The sequence below is a fragment of the Streptomyces sp. GD-15H genome, from assembly GCF_045291515.1.
Lineage (GTDB): Bacteria > Actinomycetota > Actinomycetes > Streptomycetales > Streptomycetaceae > Streptomyces.
In genome coordinates, this window is the sequence record NZ_CP149447.1 from 3,252,079 (window position 1) to 3,268,482 (window position 16,404).

15 protein-coding genes and 1 pseudogene are annotated in these 16,404 nt (G+C 74.8%); 13 read left to right on the forward strand and 3 right to left on the reverse strand.

Annotated elements, in window-relative coordinates:
- Positions 1–66 precede the first annotated feature (66 nt).
- Positions 67–1,047 (reverse strand): SDR family NAD(P)-dependent oxidoreductase, encoded by a 981-nt coding sequence (locus tag WJ438_RS14985; protein ID WP_406725688.1) that lies wholly within the window; start codon positions 1,045–1,047, stop codon positions 67–69.
- A 187-nt stretch (positions 1,048–1,234) separates the two neighbouring features.
- On the opposite strand from WJ438_RS14985, the gene WJ438_RS14990 reads away from it, so the two are divergent.
- Positions 1,235–1,561 (forward strand): plasmid stabilization protein, encoded by a 327-nt coding sequence (locus WJ438_RS14990; RefSeq protein WP_406725689.1) that lies wholly within the window; start codon positions 1,235–1,237, stop codon positions 1,559–1,561.
- 63 nt (positions 1,562–1,624) lie between these two features.
- Here WJ438_RS14990 and WJ438_RS14995 read toward each other — a convergent pair whose 3' ends face one another.
- Positions 1,625–2,575, reverse strand: a complete 951-nt coding sequence (locus WJ438_RS14995) for a polysaccharide pyruvyl transferase family protein (protein ID WP_406725690.1) — start codon at positions 2,573–2,575, stop codon at positions 1,625–1,627.
- Between the two features lie 343 nt (positions 2,576–2,918).
- Here WJ438_RS14995 and WJ438_RS15000 point away from each other — a divergent pair, with 343 nt between their 5' ends.
- The 12 genes and pseudogenes from WJ438_RS15000 to WJ438_RS15055 all read left to right on the forward strand — a co-directional run bounded on the left by WJ438_RS15000 (position 2,919) and on the right by WJ438_RS15055 (position 15,121).
- Positions 2,919–3,914, forward strand: coding sequence for an NAD-dependent epimerase/dehydratase family protein (locus WJ438_RS15000; RefSeq protein ID WP_406725691.1), 996 nt, complete (start codon positions 2,919–2,921; stop codon positions 3,912–3,914).
- Between the two features lie 16 nt (positions 3,915–3,930).
- Positions 3,931–5,568, forward strand: coding sequence for a carbamoyltransferase (locus WJ438_RS15005; protein ID WP_406725692.1), 1,638 nt, complete (start codon positions 3,931–3,933; stop codon positions 5,566–5,568).
- A complete protein-coding gene (locus WJ438_RS15010; protein WP_406725693.1) occupies positions 5,568–6,536 on the forward strand; it encodes a glycosyltransferase family 2 protein in 969 nt (322 codons plus the stop codon). Before WJ438_RS15005 ends, WJ438_RS15010 begins: the two co-directional genes overlap by 1 nt.
- Positions 6,533–7,063 (forward strand): D-glycero-alpha-D-manno-heptose-1,7-bisphosphate 7-phosphatase, encoded by a 531-nt coding sequence (locus tag WJ438_RS15015; RefSeq protein ID WP_406725694.1) that lies wholly within the window; start codon positions 6,533–6,535, stop codon positions 7,061–7,063. Before WJ438_RS15010 ends, WJ438_RS15015 begins: the two co-directional genes overlap by 4 nt.
- Positions 7,060–8,065: pseudogene (locus WJ438_RS15020) on the forward strand (glycosyltransferase family 9 protein). Before WJ438_RS15015 ends, WJ438_RS15020 begins: the two are co-directional and overlap by 4 nt.
- Positions 8,062–9,024: a glycosyltransferase gene (locus WJ438_RS15025; RefSeq protein WP_406725695.1), complete on the forward strand. Its 963-nt coding sequence runs from the start codon at positions 8,062–8,064 to the stop codon at positions 9,022–9,024. The pseudogene WJ438_RS15020 and the gene WJ438_RS15025 overlap by 4 nt, the downstream one beginning before the upstream one ends.
- Entirely contained in the window at positions 9,021–10,268 is a 1,248-nt protein-coding gene (locus WJ438_RS15030) for a glycosyltransferase (protein ID WP_406725696.1), read from the forward strand. The genes WJ438_RS15025 and WJ438_RS15030 overlap by 4 nt, the downstream gene beginning before the upstream one ends.
- Positions 10,265–10,837 carry an SIS domain-containing protein gene (locus WJ438_RS15035; protein WP_406725697.1) on the forward strand — a complete coding sequence of 191 codons (573 nt, stop codon included), beginning with the start codon at positions 10,265–10,267 and terminating at the stop codon, positions 10,835–10,837. The genes WJ438_RS15030 and WJ438_RS15035 overlap by 4 nt, the downstream gene beginning before the upstream one ends.
- Positions 10,834–12,150, forward strand: a complete 1,317-nt coding sequence (locus WJ438_RS15040) for a PfkB family carbohydrate kinase (protein ID WP_406725698.1) — start codon at positions 10,834–10,836, stop codon at positions 12,148–12,150. The genes WJ438_RS15035 and WJ438_RS15040 overlap by 4 nt, the downstream gene beginning before the upstream one ends.
- Positions 12,151–12,394: 244 nt before the next feature.
- The gene (locus WJ438_RS15045) at positions 12,395–13,342 is read left to right on the forward strand and encodes a glycosyltransferase family 9 protein (RefSeq protein ID WP_406725699.1); all 948 of its coding nucleotides are present in this window, start codon (positions 12,395–12,397) and stop codon (positions 13,340–13,342) included.
- Positions 13,329–14,210, forward strand: a complete 882-nt coding sequence (locus WJ438_RS15050) for a glycosyltransferase family 2 protein (RefSeq protein WP_406725700.1) — start codon at positions 13,329–13,331, stop codon at positions 14,208–14,210. Before WJ438_RS15045 ends, WJ438_RS15050 begins: the two co-directional genes overlap by 14 nt.
- Positions 14,207–15,121, forward strand: coding sequence for a glycosyltransferase family 2 protein (locus tag WJ438_RS15055; RefSeq protein WP_406725701.1), 915 nt, complete (start codon positions 14,207–14,209; stop codon positions 15,119–15,121). Before WJ438_RS15050 ends, WJ438_RS15055 begins: the two co-directional genes overlap by 4 nt.
- 63 nt (positions 15,122–15,184) lie before the next feature.
- Here the strand turns inward: WJ438_RS15055 and WJ438_RS15060 are convergent, their stop codons facing one another.
- Positions 15,185–16,252 (reverse strand): aromatic acid exporter family protein, encoded by a 1,068-nt coding sequence (locus WJ438_RS15060; protein ID WP_406725702.1) that lies wholly within the window; start codon positions 16,250–16,252, stop codon positions 15,185–15,187.
- Between the last annotated feature and the right edge of the window lie 152 nt (positions 16,253–16,404).

The following is a 16,404-nucleotide window of genomic DNA, read 5'->3' on the forward strand; positions in this document are numbered from 1 at the left end:
TCCTGCCGACCCGTCGCCACAGCGGCGGCCCGCGGCTCGGCAGGCACTGCGCGTCGCCCCCGGCCGTCACACGGGACGCTGGTTGTACGCCCTTGACGCGCGATCGTTGAGCGCGCTGCCCCACGCGCGGACCTTGCGCGCCACCGGATGGGACGGGGGTCCGACCTCGGCACCCCTCCGAAGCCCCTGAGGACCGCCCCCGGCGGACGGCAGCATGCGCGCGGCCAGGGCGGTGGCCCGGGTGGTGAGCGCCGGTGCCACGCCGTGAGCGAGACCGGCCGCGCGGGCGAGGGGCGTGAGCACGATGCGCGTACGCCGCCGCAGGATGCCACGGACGATGGCCCTCGCCGCACGGTCCGCGTCCATGGACACCACCGGCATGCCCGCCAACGTCGAGAACCAGGCGAATTCCTTCTCCCGCTCACCACCGAAAACGGCGTGCAGGTGTGAGCCGGTGCGCATGAGGCCCGGATGAACGGCGGTGACGGTGACGCCGTCGCGGGCGGCTTCGGCGTAAAGCCCCTCCGCCAGCGCTCCCACGGCGGACTTGGCGCAGGAGTACGGAAGCAGATGCGGCACGGCGAGCAGCCCGCCGACCGAACCGATCAGTGCGAGCCTGCCGCTGGCCGGGCTCATCCGCAGATGCGGCAGCGCCTCCAGCGACGTGTGCAGCGCGCCATGGAAAATCGTGTCCATCGCGGACCGGAACTCCTCGGCACCGACGACGTCCACGGGCGCCACCTGGATGATCCCCGCGTTGGCGATCACCAGGTCGACGCCTCCGCATTCCCGAGCGATTTCGCCGAGCATGTCCCGCACCGCCTCACGGTCTCGCACATCGCACACCGCTGTACGAATGCGTGTCCCGCGGCGCCGACGCAGCAGTTCCGCCGCCCGGGTCAGCTCTTCGCCGTCCCGGGCGACTATCGTCACCGCGTAATGCCGTGCGGCCAGCTGATCCGCGAGGAGCAGTCCCAGCCCCCGCGAGCCGCCGGTGACCACGGCTGACGGTCCCCGAACGGACGGGGAAGCGGTCGGAGGTGACATCACGGCCTCCTTGTACGGTGCGCGCCCGCGCGGCTTCTCGGCGTTGCGGGCCAGGGTGCCTCGCGGACGAGTGCCCCTGGCGAGCTGTGGTTAACGTCCGCGGCACGGTGTGGCATGCCGCGGGCTGCGGGTACCCGCAGAGCGTCAGTTCCTGTGTGACGTCCAGGTGAGACAGAGGAGACGCGTCATGCCGTCCGGGTCGAACGCCAAGCGAGAGCGGCAGTACGAGCACATCAAGGAGAGCGCTGAGAAGCGCGGCAGGTCGGAGGAGCGTGCGAAGGAGATCGCCGCGCGCACGGTGAACAAGGAGCGTGCGCGTGCGGGCGAGGCCGAGAACCCGGGCAAGGTCTCCACGCGGGACCCGAAGTCCGCTTCGCAGCGTGGTGGAGAGCGTTCCCACAAGGGTGCGCAGGGCCCCACGAGGGACCAGCTCTACGAAGAGGCGAAGAAGAAGAACATCGAAGGCCGCTCGTCCATGAACAAGCAACAACTGCGCAAGGCCGTCGGGCGCTGACCGCGTACGCCGGAACGGACCGGCACGGTCGTCCCGTGGCCCCGCGGGCGCCGTGCGCCCGTCTCACCGCTCCGGTGCGGGCGGGTGCCCGGCGCCCGCTGCCGCCCGTTCGGCGGCCCGCTCCATCAGGCGTGCGCGCCGCCGGGCCGCCGCCGTCCCCCGCGGTGACAGGCACCACTCCCACCAGCGGTCGAGTTCGCCGGGCGCCGCCCGGTCCGCGGCGAGGAGCGCCGGCCAGCGCAGGGCCCGCGCCTGCGCCGTCACCTTCGCACCGCCGTCGACCGGGTCGACGGCGAGGACGGGAGTCCCCGCCCTGAGCGCCAGCACCAGACCGTGCAGGCGCGTGGTGACGACGACGTCCAGTCGCGAGACGATCGCGAGGTACTGTTCGGCGGTCGAAGCGTGCCGCCAGTCTCCGGTGGCGAGCCGCGTGTCGGCCTCGATCCGCCCGCAGTCCCGGCCGGACAGCCACCGGGTGAGGCCCTCGCCCAGCGCGTCGTGGCGGCGCCGGGCGCCGTACTCCCCCTGCCCGAAGGTGAGGACCAGGCCCGCGAGAGGCGGCAGGGCCCGCAGCGGCGCCGTCGCCGCCAGGTCGGGCTCCGCAGGTGCCCGTGCCCCGTCCCTGGCCAGCACCAGGTCGAAGCCGGTGACCGCCGGAGAGCGGGGGTCGATGACGCTCACGCCCACCGCGATCCGGCGGCAGCCGCGGTAGCGGGCGTGCAGTCGCTCCAACTGAGTGCCGTGCAGGGGGCCGCAGACGAAGACCAAGGTGTCGTAGTCGGCGGGGTCGGCCTGGGTCAGGGAGAGCGCCGAGGGGGCGAACCCGGGGCTCCACGCCGTGTCGTGGGCGAGGCCCGCCGCGTCCAGGGCGGCCTCGACCCGGCGGCAGGCGAGGGCGTCGCCGGCCGTGACCTCCCCGTCGGGGAAGCTGAACCAGCCGGTCAGAAGGATACGGCGCGCGCTGCCTTCCCGCACGTGAAGTGCGGCCAGCAGCCGGGGAATGGCCTCACGCATGGGGCGTCTCCTCGGAAGGACGTGTGAGCCGACGAGTGCCGGGTACCCAGCAGTCGTCCGTCAGTAGACGTCACTTCGTGAACGCTACTGGCACGGTCGCCGGGCCCGTCCGGACAAGTGGCGGAGCCGCCGGAGCGACGGGCCACCGGGAAAGCGGACGGTGCGCACCGTCGTGCGGCCGCACGCCGCCGACCGCAAACTGCATCGGATCCCGGCCCGCGTCGGAGAAACCAGCCGTTCGGCTCCCGCGAGGCCCGGTAGTGCGCTTTCAGTCAATGACGCAGCGTGAGCAATCACTGTCTGCCTCTCCTCACGCATGCGCCGTACAGGAAGGGTCGCCTGCATGAGCACGAGCACGAGTACCGCACCGTGGCGCAGGGCCGTGGTGACCGGTGGCGCCGGTTTCCTCGGCTCGCACCTGTGCGAACGGCTTCTCGACCTGGGTGTCGAGGTCGTCTGCGTCGACAACTTCGCCTCGGGCGCGGAGGCCAACATCGCGCATCTCGACGACCGGGCCGGCTTCCGCCTCGTACGCCATGACGTCTCGGCACCCGAATGGCTGAACGCCCTGGGCGACGGCCCCTACGGCCTCGTGCTGCACTTCGCCTGCCCCGCCTCGCCCGCCGACTACCTGCGCCTTCCGCTGGAGACACTGGACGTCGGCAGCGCGGGCACCCGCAACGCCCTCGCCCTCGCCCACCGGGACGGTGCGCGTCTGCTGCTCGCCTCCACGTCCGAGGTGTACGGAGACCCGCTGGTGCATCCCCAGCGCGAGGACTACTGGGGCAACGTGAACCCGGTGGGGCCGCGCAGTGTGTACGACGAGTCCAAGCGCTTCGCCGAGGCCCTGGTCACCGCGCACGCCGGCGCCAAGGGCACGGACGCCGGGATCGTGCGGCTGTTCAACACGTACGGCCCCCGGATGCGCGCCCACGACGGGCGGGCCGTGCCGACCTTCGTCTGCCAGGCGCTGGCGGGCGAGCCCCTGACCGTCGCGGGCGACGGCAGCCAGACGCGGTCCCTGTGCTACGTGGACGACACCGTGGAGGGCATCCTGCTCGTCGCGGCAAGCCGATCGGTGCGGCCCGTCAACATCGGCGGCACGGACGAGGTCACCGTCCGCGAGATCGCGGAACGGGTGATCGAGCTGACGGGTTCGCGGTCGCGGCTGACCTTCGTGGAGCGGCCGGTGGACGACCCCGCACGCCGCCGCCCCGACACCACGCTCGTCCGCGAACTGTTCGGCTGGGAGCCCCATGTGCCCTGGCCGGAAGGGATCAAGCGGACGATCGCCCACTTCGAGACGCCGACGGTCGCGGGAGCGCGCCGCACCTCCTGAACGTGAAAGGAACGTTGTGCGAGTTCTCGGAATCAACGCCCTCTTCCACGACCCCGCCGCCGCTCTGGTGATCGACGGCCGTACTGTCGCCGCGGCGGAGGAGGAACGCTTCAGCCGCCGCAAGCACGGCAAGCGCCCGGTTCCCTTCTCCGCCTGGGAACTGCCCGAACAGTCCGCCCGCTGGTGCCTGCGCCGGGCGGGTCTCGCCCCCGCCGACCTCGACGCCGTCGCGTACTCGTACGACCCCGCGCTGGCCCGCCCGGCTGCCGACATGGGGCTGGACGACCCGTTCGACCCGCTCCGCCAGGACTACGCCCGGCGCGCCCCCGACTTCCTCGCCGAGGCGCTTCCCGGTCTGAACCCGGCGAAGGTCCGCTTCGTGCCGCACCACGTGGCACACGCGGCCTCCGCGGGACCGGCCTCCCCGTACCCCGACTGCGCGGTGCTGGTCCTCGACGGACGCGGAGAGTGCGCCTCGCACCTGGCGGGCCGGTACGTCGACCGGGAGCTGACCGTGCTCGCCACCCAGGAACTCCCCCATTCCGCGGGCCTGTTCTATGAGGACCTCACGGACCATCTGGGCTTTTTGCGCAGCAGCGACGAGTTCAAGGTGATGGCCCTGGCCTCGTACGGCGTCCCCCGCCACGCGGACGCGCTGCGGGAGGCCGTGCACGGCAACGGCGACGGCGGGTTCACCGCCCGGCCGGTGGACTGGGCCGCGCTGGCGCCGCGACGGGAGCCCGGCGCTCCCTGGACGCGGGAGCACGCGGACCTCGCGGCGAGCGCGCAGGCATGCCTGGAGGACCTCGTCCTGGACCTCGCCCGGTGGCTGCACGCGCGCACCGACGGCGAGGAGGTGCTCACCCTGGCCGGCGGTGTGGCGCTGAACTGCGTCGCCAACAGCCGCCTGCACCGGGAGGGCCCTTTCTCCCGGCTCTGGGTGCAGCCGGCCGCGGGGGACGCGGGCACGGCCCTCGGCGCGGCGCTCCACGTCGCGCGCGAGAAGGAGCCCACGTGGCAGATGGACACGCCGGCCCTCGGGCGCGGCTGGAGCGACGACGAGCTCCGGGCGTGGCTGGAGCGCGCGGCCGTACCGTACGAGGAGCCGGCGGACATCGCGGAGACCGTGGCGGAGACCTTGGCGGCGGACGGGGTGGTCGCCTGGTTCCAGGGCCGTTCCGAGTACGGGCCGCGGGCGCTCGGGCACCGTTCCCTGCTCGCGCATCCCGGGCGGTCGGAGAACCTGGAACGGCTCAACGCCGTGAAGGGGCGGGAGGAGTTCCGTCCCGTGGCGCCCATGGTGCTGGCGGAGCGCGCGGGAGAGCTGTTCGACGGTCCGCTGCCGAGTCCGTACATGCTGTTCGTGCACGAGGTGGCGCGTGAGTGGCGTGACCGGATCCCGGCCGTGGTCCACGTGGACGGCACGGCCCGTATCCAGACGGTGGACCGGGCCGCGGAGCCTCTGGTGGCCCGGATGATCGAGTACTTCGAACGGCGTACGGGCCTGCCCGTCGTCGTCAACACGAGTCTGAACACGGCGGGCCGGCCCATGGTCGACGATCCGCGGGACGCCCTGGAGTGCTTCGGTTCCGCGCCCGTCGACCTGCTGGCGCTCGGTCCGTTCGCCGTGCGCAGGAAGGCGGTGTTCGCCTGATGGACGTCTCCTACGCGGTGGTGATCCCGACCGTGGGCCGACCATGCCTCGCCGACTGCCTCACGGCGCTCGCGGACGCCGAGGGGCCCCGGCCGAGCGAGGTCGTGGTGGTCGACGACCGGCCCGGCCCGAACGGGGAGTTGGCTCTCGGGGCGGCGGAGCGGCTGCCGGTGCGCCGCGTGGTGAGCGGTGGGCGGGGCCCGGCCGCCGCGCGCAACGCGGGGTACCGGACGGTGACCGCCCCCTGGGTGGTGTTCCTCGACGACGACGTCCGGGTCACCCCCGAGTGGGCGCGGCGTCTCGTCGCCGACCTCTCCGGCGCGGGCCCCCGGGTCGGTGGTGTCCAGGGCCGGCTGGTCGTTCCGCTGCCCGCGGACCGCCGGCCCACCGACTGGGAGCGCGGCACGGCGGGTCTCCAGGAGGCGGCCTGGGCGACCGCGGACATGGCCTACCGCCGGGAGGCGTTGGAGGCCGTCGGCGGTTTCGACCCCCGTTTCCGCCGGGCGTTCCGCGAGGACGCCGACCTCGCGCTGCGGGTCCTGGACGCGGGCTGGGAGCTGCGGCGCGGAACCCGCGTCACCCGTCACCCGGTGCGTCCGGTGGACCGTTGGGTGTCGGTGCGGGCCCAGCGCGGCAACGCGGACGACGTCCTCATGACCCGGCTGCACGGACCCGGCTGGTGGGCCCGGGCCCGGGCGCCGAGGGGCAGACTGCCTCGGCATCTCATGGTGACGGCGGCGGGTGCGGCCGCGCTCGCGCTCGGGTTGGCCGGACGGCGGCGCCCCGCCGCCGCGGCGGCGGCCCTGTGGGCCGCCGGTACCGCCGAGTTCGCCGCCGCGAGGATCGCGCCGGGACCCCGTACGGCGGACGAGGTGGCCACCATGCTGGCGACGAGCGTGGCCATCCCGCCCCTCGCCGTGCGGCACTGGCTCACCGGTCTGGTCATCCACGGGCGGGCCGACCGGTGAACGCCGTGACCGCCGTGCTGTTCGACCGCGACGGGACGCTCGTCGAGGACGTGCCCTACAACGGTGTTCCGGAGCGGGTGCGGCCGCTGGCGGGCGCCCGGGAGGCCGTGGCCCTCGTCCGGGCGGCCGGCCTCCGCACGGCCGTCGTCACCAACCAGTCCGGGATCGGGCGCGGCCTGGTGACGGCCGACCAGGTCCGGCGGGTCAACGACCGGGTCGACCAGCTGTTCGGCGCCTTCGACGTGTGGGCGGTGTGCCCGCACGCGCCGGACGCGGGGTGTACCTGCCGCAAGCCGCGGCCCGGCCTCCTGCTGGAGGCGGCCGACCGGTTCGGGGTCGCCCCGGAGTCCTGTGTGCTGATCGGGGACATCGGCGCCGACGTCGAGGCCGCGCGGGCCGCGGGCGCGCACGGCGTCCTCGTCCCCAACCGGGTGACCCGGCGCGAGGAGGTCGAGGCGGCCGAGCACGCCTTCCCCGACCTCCTGAGCGCCGTGCGAGCGCTGCGCGACGGGAAGTGGTCGCGATGAGGGCACTGGTCGTACGACTCGACAGCTTCGGCGACGTGCTCCTCGCGGGGCCGGCCGTACGGGCCGTCGCGGCGCGCGCCGACCGGGTCGACATGCTGTGCTCGCCCCGCGGTGAGCCCGCGGCACGTCTCCTTCCCGGCGTCGACGACGTCGTGGTGTGGGAGGCGCCGTGGGAGGGGTTCAGCCCGCCCACGGTGGACGGGGCCGACACGGAGGGACTCCTGCGGCGCCTGCGGGAGCACGCGTACGACACCGCACTGGTGCTGACGTCCTTTCACCAGAGCCCGCTGCCCACGGCGCTGCTGCTGCGTCTGGCGCACGTACGGACGATCGGCGCCGACTCCGTCGACCACGCGGGCACGTTGCTGGACGTGCGGCACCACCGGCTGCCCGGCCGCCACGAGGTCGCGGCGGCACTGGACACGGCCGCCGCCCTCGGCTTCCCCCTCCCCCGTCGGACAACGGCCTGCTGCGCCTGGTGCCGGGCCCGGACACGGCCGCGCTCACGGGCAACGGCCCCTATGTCGTGCTGCATCCGGGTGCCAGCGCGCCCGCACGGACCTGGGGGGCGGACCGGTGTGCGCAGGCGGTCGCCCGGCTCGCCGACGCGGGCCACCGGGTCGTGGTGACCGGCGGGCCCGGCGAGCGCGCACTGACGCGGCAGGTCAGCGGGACGGCCGGGGTCGATCTGGGGGCAGGACCGACCCGCGCGCACTCGCCGGGGTGCTGCGTTCGGCGGACGCCGTGGTGTGCGGCAACACGGGGCCCGCGCACCTGGCCGCAGCGGTCGGCACACCCGTCGTCTCGCTGTTCTCGCCGGTGGTCCCCGCCGAGCGGTGGGCTCCGTACGGTGTCCCGACCGTCCTGCTCGGCGACCAGGACGCCCCCTGCGCGGACAGCCGAGCCCTCCACTGCCCCGTGCCCGGTCACCCGTGTCTGGGCCAGGTGACGGCGGACGACGTCGTGCGCGCCGTGCAGAAGCTGACGAAGGAGCACCTGTGAACATCCTGCTGTGGCACGTGCACGGTTCGTGGACCACGTCCTTCGTCCAGGGACCCCACACCTATCTGGTGCCGGTCACCCCCGACCGCGGGCCCGACGGGCTCGGCAGGGCGCGCACCTGGGACTGGCCGGCCTCGGTGCGCGAGGTCGCCCCGGAGCAGCTGCGGCGCTGCCCCGTCGACCTCGTGGTCCTGCAACGGCCGCACGAGGCCGACCTGGTACGGCGGTGGACGGGCCGCCGCCCCGGCACCGACGTCCCCGCCCTGTACCTGGAACACAACAGCCCCGCCGGCACCGCGGTGGACACCCGGCACCCGCTCGCCGACCGGGACGACATCCCCGTGGTGCACGTCACCCACTTCAACCGGCTGATGTGGGACTGCGGGCGCGCGCCCACCGCCGTGGTGGAGCACGGCATCGTCGACCCCGGCCACCGCTGGACGGGAGAGGAGCCGACGGCCGCCGTCGTCGTCAACGAGCCGGTACGCAGAGGCCGTACGACCGGCACCGACCTGCTGCCCCGGTTCGCGAAACGGGTCCCCCTCACCGTCTTCGGCATGGCCACCGACGGACTCGCGGACCACCTGGGGCTCCCGGCCGACCGCTGCCGCACCCGTGACCTGCCCCAGCACGAACTGCACGCGGCGATGGCCCGCTGCCGCCTCTACCTGCATCCCGTGCGGTGGACCTCGCTCGGCCTCTCGCTGCTGGAGGCCATGTTCCTCGGCCTGCCGGTCGTCGCTCTGGACACCACCGAGGCACGGGAAGCGGTGCCGGAGGACGCCGGTGTGGTGTCCAACCGGTTCGACGTCCTGGAGGACGCCGTACGCCGCTTCGCCGAGGACCACGCGGCGGCCCGCGAGACGGGGCTGCGGGCCAGGGCGGCGGCGCGGGCACGCTACGGCCTGCCGCGCTTCCTGCACGACTGGGAACTGCTGATCAAGGAGGTCACGCGATGAGGACGAGGAGCCCGAACACCCGCACCGCGCCGGGCCGTATCGCCATGGTCTCCGAGCACGCGAGTCCGCTCGCCGCGCTCGGTGGCCCGGACGCCGGCGGCCAGAACGTCTACGTGGCGGAGTTGGCGGGGCGGCTCGCCCGCCGCGGCCACCGGGTGACCGTGTACACCCGGCGGGACTCCCCCGACCTGCCGGACCGCATACGGACCGCGGACGGCTACCAGGTGGTGCACGTACCGGCAGGCCCGCCCGCCCGCGTGCCCAAGGACGAGTTGCTCGCACACATGCCCTCCTTCGGGGATTTCCTGGGCCGGAGCTGGGCCCTGGATCCGCCGGACGTGGTGCACGCGCACTTCTGGATGTCCGGCATGGCGGCCCTGGCGGGGGCCCGCCCTCTGGGGATACCGGTCGTGCAGACGTTCCACGCCCTCGGCACGGTGAAGCGCCGTCACCAGGGCGTCGACGACACCAGCCCCCCGGAACGCCTCGGTATCGAGAGGTCCGTCGGCAGGGAGGCGGCCAGAGTGCTCGCCACCTGCGCCGACGAGGTCACGGAGCTGCGGGCCATGGGGGTGCCCCGGCGTCAGGTCTCCGTGGTGCCGTGCGGGGTCGACACCGACCACTTCACCGCGATGCCGGGCGCGGCGCGCGGAGCCCCGGCGCCGCGCAGGCTGCTGTCCGTCGGGCGGCTGGTGCCCCGCAAGGGGTTCGACCGCGCCATCCGCGCGCTGGCGCACGTCCCGGAGGCGGAACTGCTCGTCGCGGGCGGTCCCGAGGAGGGGCTGCTGTTCGCCGACCCGGAGGCCGAGCGACTGCGCAAGGTCGCGGAGGAGTGCGGTGTGGCGGACCGGGTGCGGCTGCTGGGCTGCGTCTCCCGGGAGGAGATGCCGCGCCTGATGTCCAGTGCGGACCTGGTGCTCTCGCTGCCGCACTACGAGCCGTTCGGGATCGTCCCGATCGAGGCCATGGCGTGCCGTACGCCGGTCGTGGCGACCGCGGTCGGCGGCCAGCTCGACACCGTCGTGCCGGGGGTCACCGGCGCGCTGGTACCGACGGACGAGGGGTACGACCTCGCCGCCGTCGTCCGGTCGCTGCTCGACGATCCGGCCCTGCTGGCACGGCTCGGCGCGGCCGGGCGGGAGCGGGTGCTGGCCCGCTACACCTGGGACCGCGTCGCCGAGGGCGTGTCGCGGGTCTACGCCCAGCTCTCTTCCGTTTCCTCGTTGACGGGAGCCGCACGATGAAGACCTCACCCACGCACGTCAGTACGCACTGCGAGGACCTGATGCGGGCGCTGAGGCGCTTCGGGCCCTCGACCGACCTCGTGAACCGCTGGGGCGCCGAGCTCGCCGCCCGGCTCGGCGGGGGCGGCCGGCTGCTGGCCGCGGGCAACGGCGGCAGCGCCGCCCAGGCCCAGCACCTGACGGCCGAGCTGGTGGGCCGCTACCGCGACGACCGGGCGGCGTACTCGGCGATCGCGCTGCACGCCGACACGTCGGCGACCACGGCCATCGCCAACGACTACGGGGTGCAGGAGGTCTTCGCCCGTCAGACCTGCGCGCACGGCAGGCCCGGGGACGTACTGATGCTGCTGTCGACCAGTGGCGCCAGCGCGAACCTGATCGCGGCGGCCGACGAGGCGCGCCGCATCGGCATGGACGTGTGGTCCCTGTCCGGGCCCGCGCCGAACCCCCTCGCCGCGGCGAGCGACGAGGTGCTGTGTGTGGACGCCCCGGCGGCGACGGTGCAGGAGATGCACCTGGTGGCGGTCCACATGCTCTGCGAGGCCTTCGACGCGGCGGTGGCACCGTGAACGGCCTCGTGGTGGTCGGTGACGCGCTCCTCGACCTGGACGTGGCGGGCCGCGCGGAGCGCCTCGCGCCCGACGCCCCCGTGCCGGTGGTGAGCGGCGCCCGCACGACGGCGCGGCCCGGCGGCGCCGCACTCGCCGCGTACCTGGCGGCCTCGGACGGACGGGACGTCACCCTGGTGACGGCGCTCGGTTCCGACGAGGCGAGCGACCGGGTGCGCGCCCTGGTGCGGGGCCGCCTGCACCTGGTCGAGCTGCCCCTGTCGGGGAGCCTGTCGAAGAAGACGCGGATCATGGCCGAGGGGCGGGCGTTGCTGCGCCTCGACGAGGGCGACGGCAGGGCGGCGGCCTCGTCGCCACAGGCGGAGGAGGCACTCGCGGCGGCCGGGACCGTACTGGTCTCCGACTACGGGCGGGGCACGGCGGACGTCCTGCGCACGGCGCTGACGGCCGCGGCGGCACGCGTGCCGCTGGTATGGGATCCGCATCCACGCGGCGGCGCGCCGGTGGCCGGCACCCGGCTGGCGACGCCCTCGGCGGCCGAGGCCCGGACGTTCGCGGACGGTGACGGGCCGACGGCGAACGCGCGCGACCTGGTGCGCCGGTGGGGTGTCACCTCGGTCGCGGTGACGCTCGGTGAGCGCGGAGCCCTGCTGTCGCACGGCGGTACGCCTTTGCTGGTGCCCCCTCCGAAGCGGGCCGCCGGTGACGCGTGCGGTGCGGGCGACCGCTTCGCGGCGAGCGCGGCCGGGCAGCTCGCGGACGGTGCGTTGCCGGAGGACGCGGTGCGGGTCGCGGTGGCCGCCGCGACCCGCTATGTCGCCGCGGGCGGTGCGGAGGCGCTGGGGGCCTGGCCCGAGCGTCCGGCCGCGGCCCGTGATCTGGTGGAAGGCGTCCGGGCGGAAGGCGGCACGGTCGTGGCGACGGGCGGCTGCTTCGACCTGCTGCACGCCGGTCATGTCGCGCTGCTGGAGGCGGCCCGCCGCAGCGGTGACTGCCTGGTGGTGTGTCTCAATTCGGACGAGTCGGTGCGCCGGCTCGAAGGGCCGGGCCGCCCCCTCGTGCCCGTCGCCGACCGGGCGCGGGTGCTGCGTGCGCTCGGCTGCGTCGACGCGGTGGAGGTGTTCGACGAGGACACCCCGGAAAGGCTCCTCTCCCGGCTGCGCCCGCACATCTGGGCCAAGGGCGGCGACTACGGCGCCGCGGACCTGCCGGAGGCCGAGCTCGTCAGGAGCTGGGGCGGCGAAGTGGTGCTGCTCCCCTACCTGGACGGCCGCTCGACCACCACCCTGGCCACCCGGGCGGCGCGCCGGTGACCGCGTGGGACGGCGGGGGTCGGGATCCCGTGCGCGGCGGTGGCGGCCGGGACGACAGCACACCGGCGCCCCACCGGAACAGCAGCGGACAGACGACCGCGCGGGACGTCGGCGGGCGGACCGGCCACGGGCGGACCGGCGGCGGGCGGACCGGCGGCGCACCGGTGACCGACCGGGACGGTAGTGGGCGGGACCCCGTTCACGGCGGGGGCGGGCGGGGGCGGGCCCGCGGCCGCGGCTGCTGGTGCTGCGCGCCCTCGGCCTCGGTGACCTCCTCGCGGGGGTCCCGGCGCTAAAGGCGCTCCGCCGGGCCTTCCCGGAACACGAGTCGGTCCTCGCGCTCCCGCCGGCCCTGCGGGACGCGGCGCTGGCGACCGGAACCGTGGACACGGTCCTGCCCACGTACGCCCCCGGCCGGGCGGTCCCCGACCTCTCGCACTGGACCGGTCCCCGGCCCGATCTCGCCGTGGACCTGCACGGCAACGGGCCCGCCAGCCGGGACGCCCTGGCCGCGCTGTCCCCACGGCGGCTCCTCGCCTTCGCCGAGCCCTCGCCACAAACCCCGGCCTGGCGCGCCGACGAGCACGAACGGGCCCGCTGGTGCCGCTTCCTCCACGCTTACGGCATCGACGCCGCCCCCGACGACGTGCGCGTGCCGCCCCCCGAGGGTCCCTCGCCCGCGTCGGGGGCCGTCGTCGTGCACCCGGGCGCGGAGTCGGCCGCCCGCCGCTGGCCCTCCGACCGGTACGCGGAGGTGATCGGCCGACTGCGGGCACGCGGCCTGCGCGTGGTCCTCACCGGCGGCCCCGCGGAGGACCGGCTCCTCGCCCACCTCGCGGCCCGCACGGGCCTGGACGCCGAGGACGTGTACTCCGGCGGGCTGCCCCACCACGCGTTCGCGGCACTCGTCGCCGGCGCCTCCGTGCTGGTCAGCGGCGACACGGGGCCGGCGCATCTCGCCGTCGCCCTCGGCACCCCGTCGGTGACCCTGTTCGGTCCGGTGTCACCGGCCCTGTGGGGTCCGCCGCCCGGGGACCGGCACGTCGCCCTCTGGCACCCGGGTCCGCCGGGCGACCCCCACGCCTCCCGCCCGGACCGCCTGCTGCTGCGCATCCGCGCCACCGGGGTCTTCGAAGCGGCGGCCCGGTTGGCGGACACGTCCAGGCAGGGGGTACGGCATGCCGTCGGCTGACGTCACCGTCGCGGTGATCACACGCAACCGCAGGGCGAGCCTGCTCCGTACCCTCGACCGGCTGGCCGGCCTGCCCGAGCGTCCGCCGGTCGTCGTGGTCGACAACGGTTCGACCGACGGCACCGCGGCCGCCGTGCGCGCCCACCCGGCCGGCGCCACCCTGCTCGGCCCCGGCCGCAACCTCGGGGCGCTGGGACGCAACCTGGCGGTTCGCCACGCCACGACGCCGTACGTGGCGTTCAGCGACGACGACTCCTGGTGGGCGCCGGGCGCGCTCTCCGCGGCCGCGGACCTGTTCTCCGCGCACGCACGGCTCGGACTGCTGTCCGCCCGGACGCTCGTGGGTCCCGACGACGACGAGGACCCGCTCAACGCCGTCCTCGCCGGCTCACCCCTGCCCCCGGCCGCCGACCTGCCGGGGCGGCCGGTACTCGGCTTCCTGGGCTGCGCGGCCGTCGTGCGCAGACGGGCCTTCCTCGACGCGGGCGGCTACCACCCGGTGCTGTTCTTCGGCGCGGAGGAGACCCTGCTCGCCTACGACCTGACGGCCGCGGGCTGGGGCGTGGTGCACGAACCGTCGGTGACGGCACACCACCATCCGGCACCGGACGGGCGTCCCGGCCGGTCGCCTCTGGTCCTGCGCAACGCCACGCTGACCGCGTGGCTGCGCCGGCCGGTCCCGTTCGCCCTCGCCCGGACCTCGACGCTCGCGGTGGACGCGGCGAGAGGCGACCGGGTCGCCGCGCGCGCCCTGGCGGGCACCCTGCGGAGACTCCCGGCCGCGCTCGCGGCCCGCAGACCGCTGCCGGACGTCACGGAGCGGGCGGCGCGGGTGCTGGACCGGACGGGAGGAGGCACGGATCGATGAACGGCGGCAGGGAGCAGCCCGACCGGCGCACCACCGTGGTGGTGATCACCCACAACCGCAGGGACGAACTGCTCAGGACCCTCGGAGAACTGGCCCGCCTTCCGGAGCGCCCGCCCGTGATCGTCACGGACAACGGCTCGACGGACGGCACGGCGCGGGCCGTGGCGGCCCGCCATCCCGAGGTCACGCTGCTGCGGCCCGGCCGCAACCTCGGAGCGGTCGGCCGCAACGTCGCGGTACGACGCGCCGCCACTCCCTACGTGGCGTTCTGCGACGACGACACCTGGTGGGAGCCGGGTTCCCTGCGGCGCGCGGCCACCCTCCTCGACACGCGGCCCCGGCTCGCGGCGGTCACCGCCCGCATCGTGGTGGAGCCGTCCGGGACGGAGGACCCGGTGGTCGCGGAACTGCGGGAGTCGCCGCTGCCGGGCCCCGACTGGCTGCCGGGCCCCGCGCTCGGCTCGTTCCTCGCCGCCGCGACCGTCATGCGCACCGACGCCTTCCTGTCCGCCGGCGGATTCCATCCCGGGCTGTGGCTCGGCGGCGAGGAGGAACTGCTCGCCACCGACCTCCAGCGACGGGGCTGGTGGCTCTGCTACGCGGAGGACCTGACGATCCACCACGCCGCCTCCACGGCCCGCAACGCCACGGAGCGCCGGATGCTCGGGGTGCGGAACACCCTGTGGTTCACCTGGTTGCGCCGCCCGGTCGTGCCCGCCCTCCTGCGCACCGGTCACCTGCTGCGCACGGTCCCCCGCGACATGGCCTCCGTACGGGCCGTGCTGCGCGCGGCCTCCGGGCTGCCCTGGGTCCTGGCCCAGCGCGACCCCGTGCCCCCCGGGCTGGAGGCACGGATCGCCCTGTTGGAGCGGGCCCGGTCCGGTTCGTCCGCGCGCAGGTACGTCGGCTGAGCCCGCCCGGGAAAGGCCGGCGCGTCGTGTCCACGCGCCTCCGGCCGACACCCGTGGTGGGAGTCACCTCCGATGGCCGTCAGCCAGGTTCACCAGCTCGCTCAGAAGCTGGCGGGTCTCGACGGCGAGTTCGCCACCCGTGGCGACCGCCGCCCCTTCTTCCTGCTGAATTTCCTTGGTCAAGGCCTCGTGGGCAGCCAGCGCCTCTTCCAGTGCGGCATCCCGCCGGGCCCGGAGCGATGCGGATGATGCGGAGGGAGGCCGCCCGGACTCCTCCAGGACTTCCGCGTCCACGCGACACACGGTCGCCGCCTGCCCCAGCACCTCGGCACAGCGGGCCAGGTACGCGGAGGAGGGGACCACCAGGCGCGGCTCGTCCCCGGCCGCGCTCTCAAGGGTGCGGGTGAGGGCGACGAGATGGCCGCTGATCCGCTGCCAGGCCACGTCCACATCGGCCGGGGGCAGCGCGGGACCGTTGCGGCGCATCCGCCGCCCGGGGTTGAACCGGTAGCTCTCCGACGTCCACTGCCTGGCGTCGGCCAAGGCCTGCACCGTCCCGCCCAGCCGCCAGGCCCGGTCGTGCCACTCTCCGGCATCCGAAAGCCCGTCTTCCCCACGGAGTCCCTCGGCCACCGAGGCCAGTAGCTCCCCGCTGCGATGGGCCAGCGCATGAAGGTTCTCCCACACACTGCGCAGATGTACCGGCGGCAGAACGAACGCGTTGACCGCGACACCGACCACGGCACCGATCAGCGTCTCGAGCAGCCGGTGGCCGACATCTCCCGCCGTGGACGCGCCGTAGGTGATGACGAACAAAGCCGTGGTGGCGCCGTAGATGCCTTGGCTGCCCAGTCGGCGGTAGTTGCCGATCAGCACCAGGAACGGCAGGGTGACTGCCATCGCGCCCAGGGTGGAACCTCCCGTGACGGCCAATGCCGCCGAGGCCCACACCGTGCCCACCACGATGATGGCGAACTGCTGCACCCCCGAGCGCACCGACCGGTAGACGGTACTGGCCACCAGCACGATGGCGGTCCAGGGCGCCATCAAGGCCATCGGCGCTTCGAGCCACCATCCGGTCAGCGCCCAGGCGAGGATTGCCGCGCCGGCAGCCTTGAGCGACTGCACCATGGTGTCCCGCTCCGGGCCCGGACACCTCAGCGCGGAGCGGGCGGAACGGCCCACCGCGGCGAGCTCCCACCCCAGCCAGCGAGCCGCCCTTCGAAACCACGCTGCCAACCGATCTTCCTCCCGTTCCGCGTCCGCCCTCTCCCGGCCGCCGA

What these genes read in the sequence shown, in the direction of transcription:
- WJ438_RS15030 (WP_406725696.1), top strand. Translation starts at nt 9,021, where the DNA reads ATGAGGACGAGGAGCCCGAACACCCGCACCGCGCCGGGCCGTATCGCC.
- WJ438_RS15050 (WP_406725700.1), top strand. Translation starts at nt 13,329, where the DNA reads ATGCCGTCGGCTGACGTCACCGTCGCGGTGATCACACGCAACCGCAGG.
- WJ438_RS15010 (WP_406725693.1), top strand. Translation starts at nt 5,568, where the DNA reads ATGGACGTCTCCTACGCGGTGGTGATCCCGACCGTGGGCCGACCATGC.
- WJ438_RS15000 (WP_406725691.1), top strand. Translation starts at nt 2,919, where the DNA reads ATGAGCACGAGCACGAGTACCGCACCGTGGCGCAGGGCCGTGGTGACC.
- WJ438_RS15060 (WP_406725702.1), bottom strand. Translation starts at nt 16,252, where the DNA reads ATGGTGCAGTCGCTCAAGGCTGCCGGCGCGGCAATCCTCGCCTGGGCG.
- WJ438_RS14990 (WP_406725689.1), top strand. Translation starts at nt 1,235, where the DNA reads ATGCCGTCCGGGTCGAACGCCAAGCGAGAGCGGCAGTACGAGCACATC.
- WJ438_RS14985 (WP_406725688.1), bottom strand. Translation starts at nt 1,047, where the DNA reads ATGTCACCTCCGACCGCTTCCCCGTCCGTTCGGGGACCGTCAGCCGTG.
- WJ438_RS15055 (WP_406725701.1), top strand. Translation starts at nt 14,207, where the DNA reads ATGAACGGCGGCAGGGAGCAGCCCGACCGGCGCACCACCGTGGTGGTG.
- WJ438_RS14995 (WP_406725690.1), bottom strand. Translation starts at nt 2,575, where the DNA reads ATGCGTGAGGCCATTCCCCGGCTGCTGGCCGCACTTCACGTGCGGGAA.
- WJ438_RS15035 (WP_406725697.1), top strand. Translation starts at nt 10,265, where the DNA reads ATGAAGACCTCACCCACGCACGTCAGTACGCACTGCGAGGACCTGATG.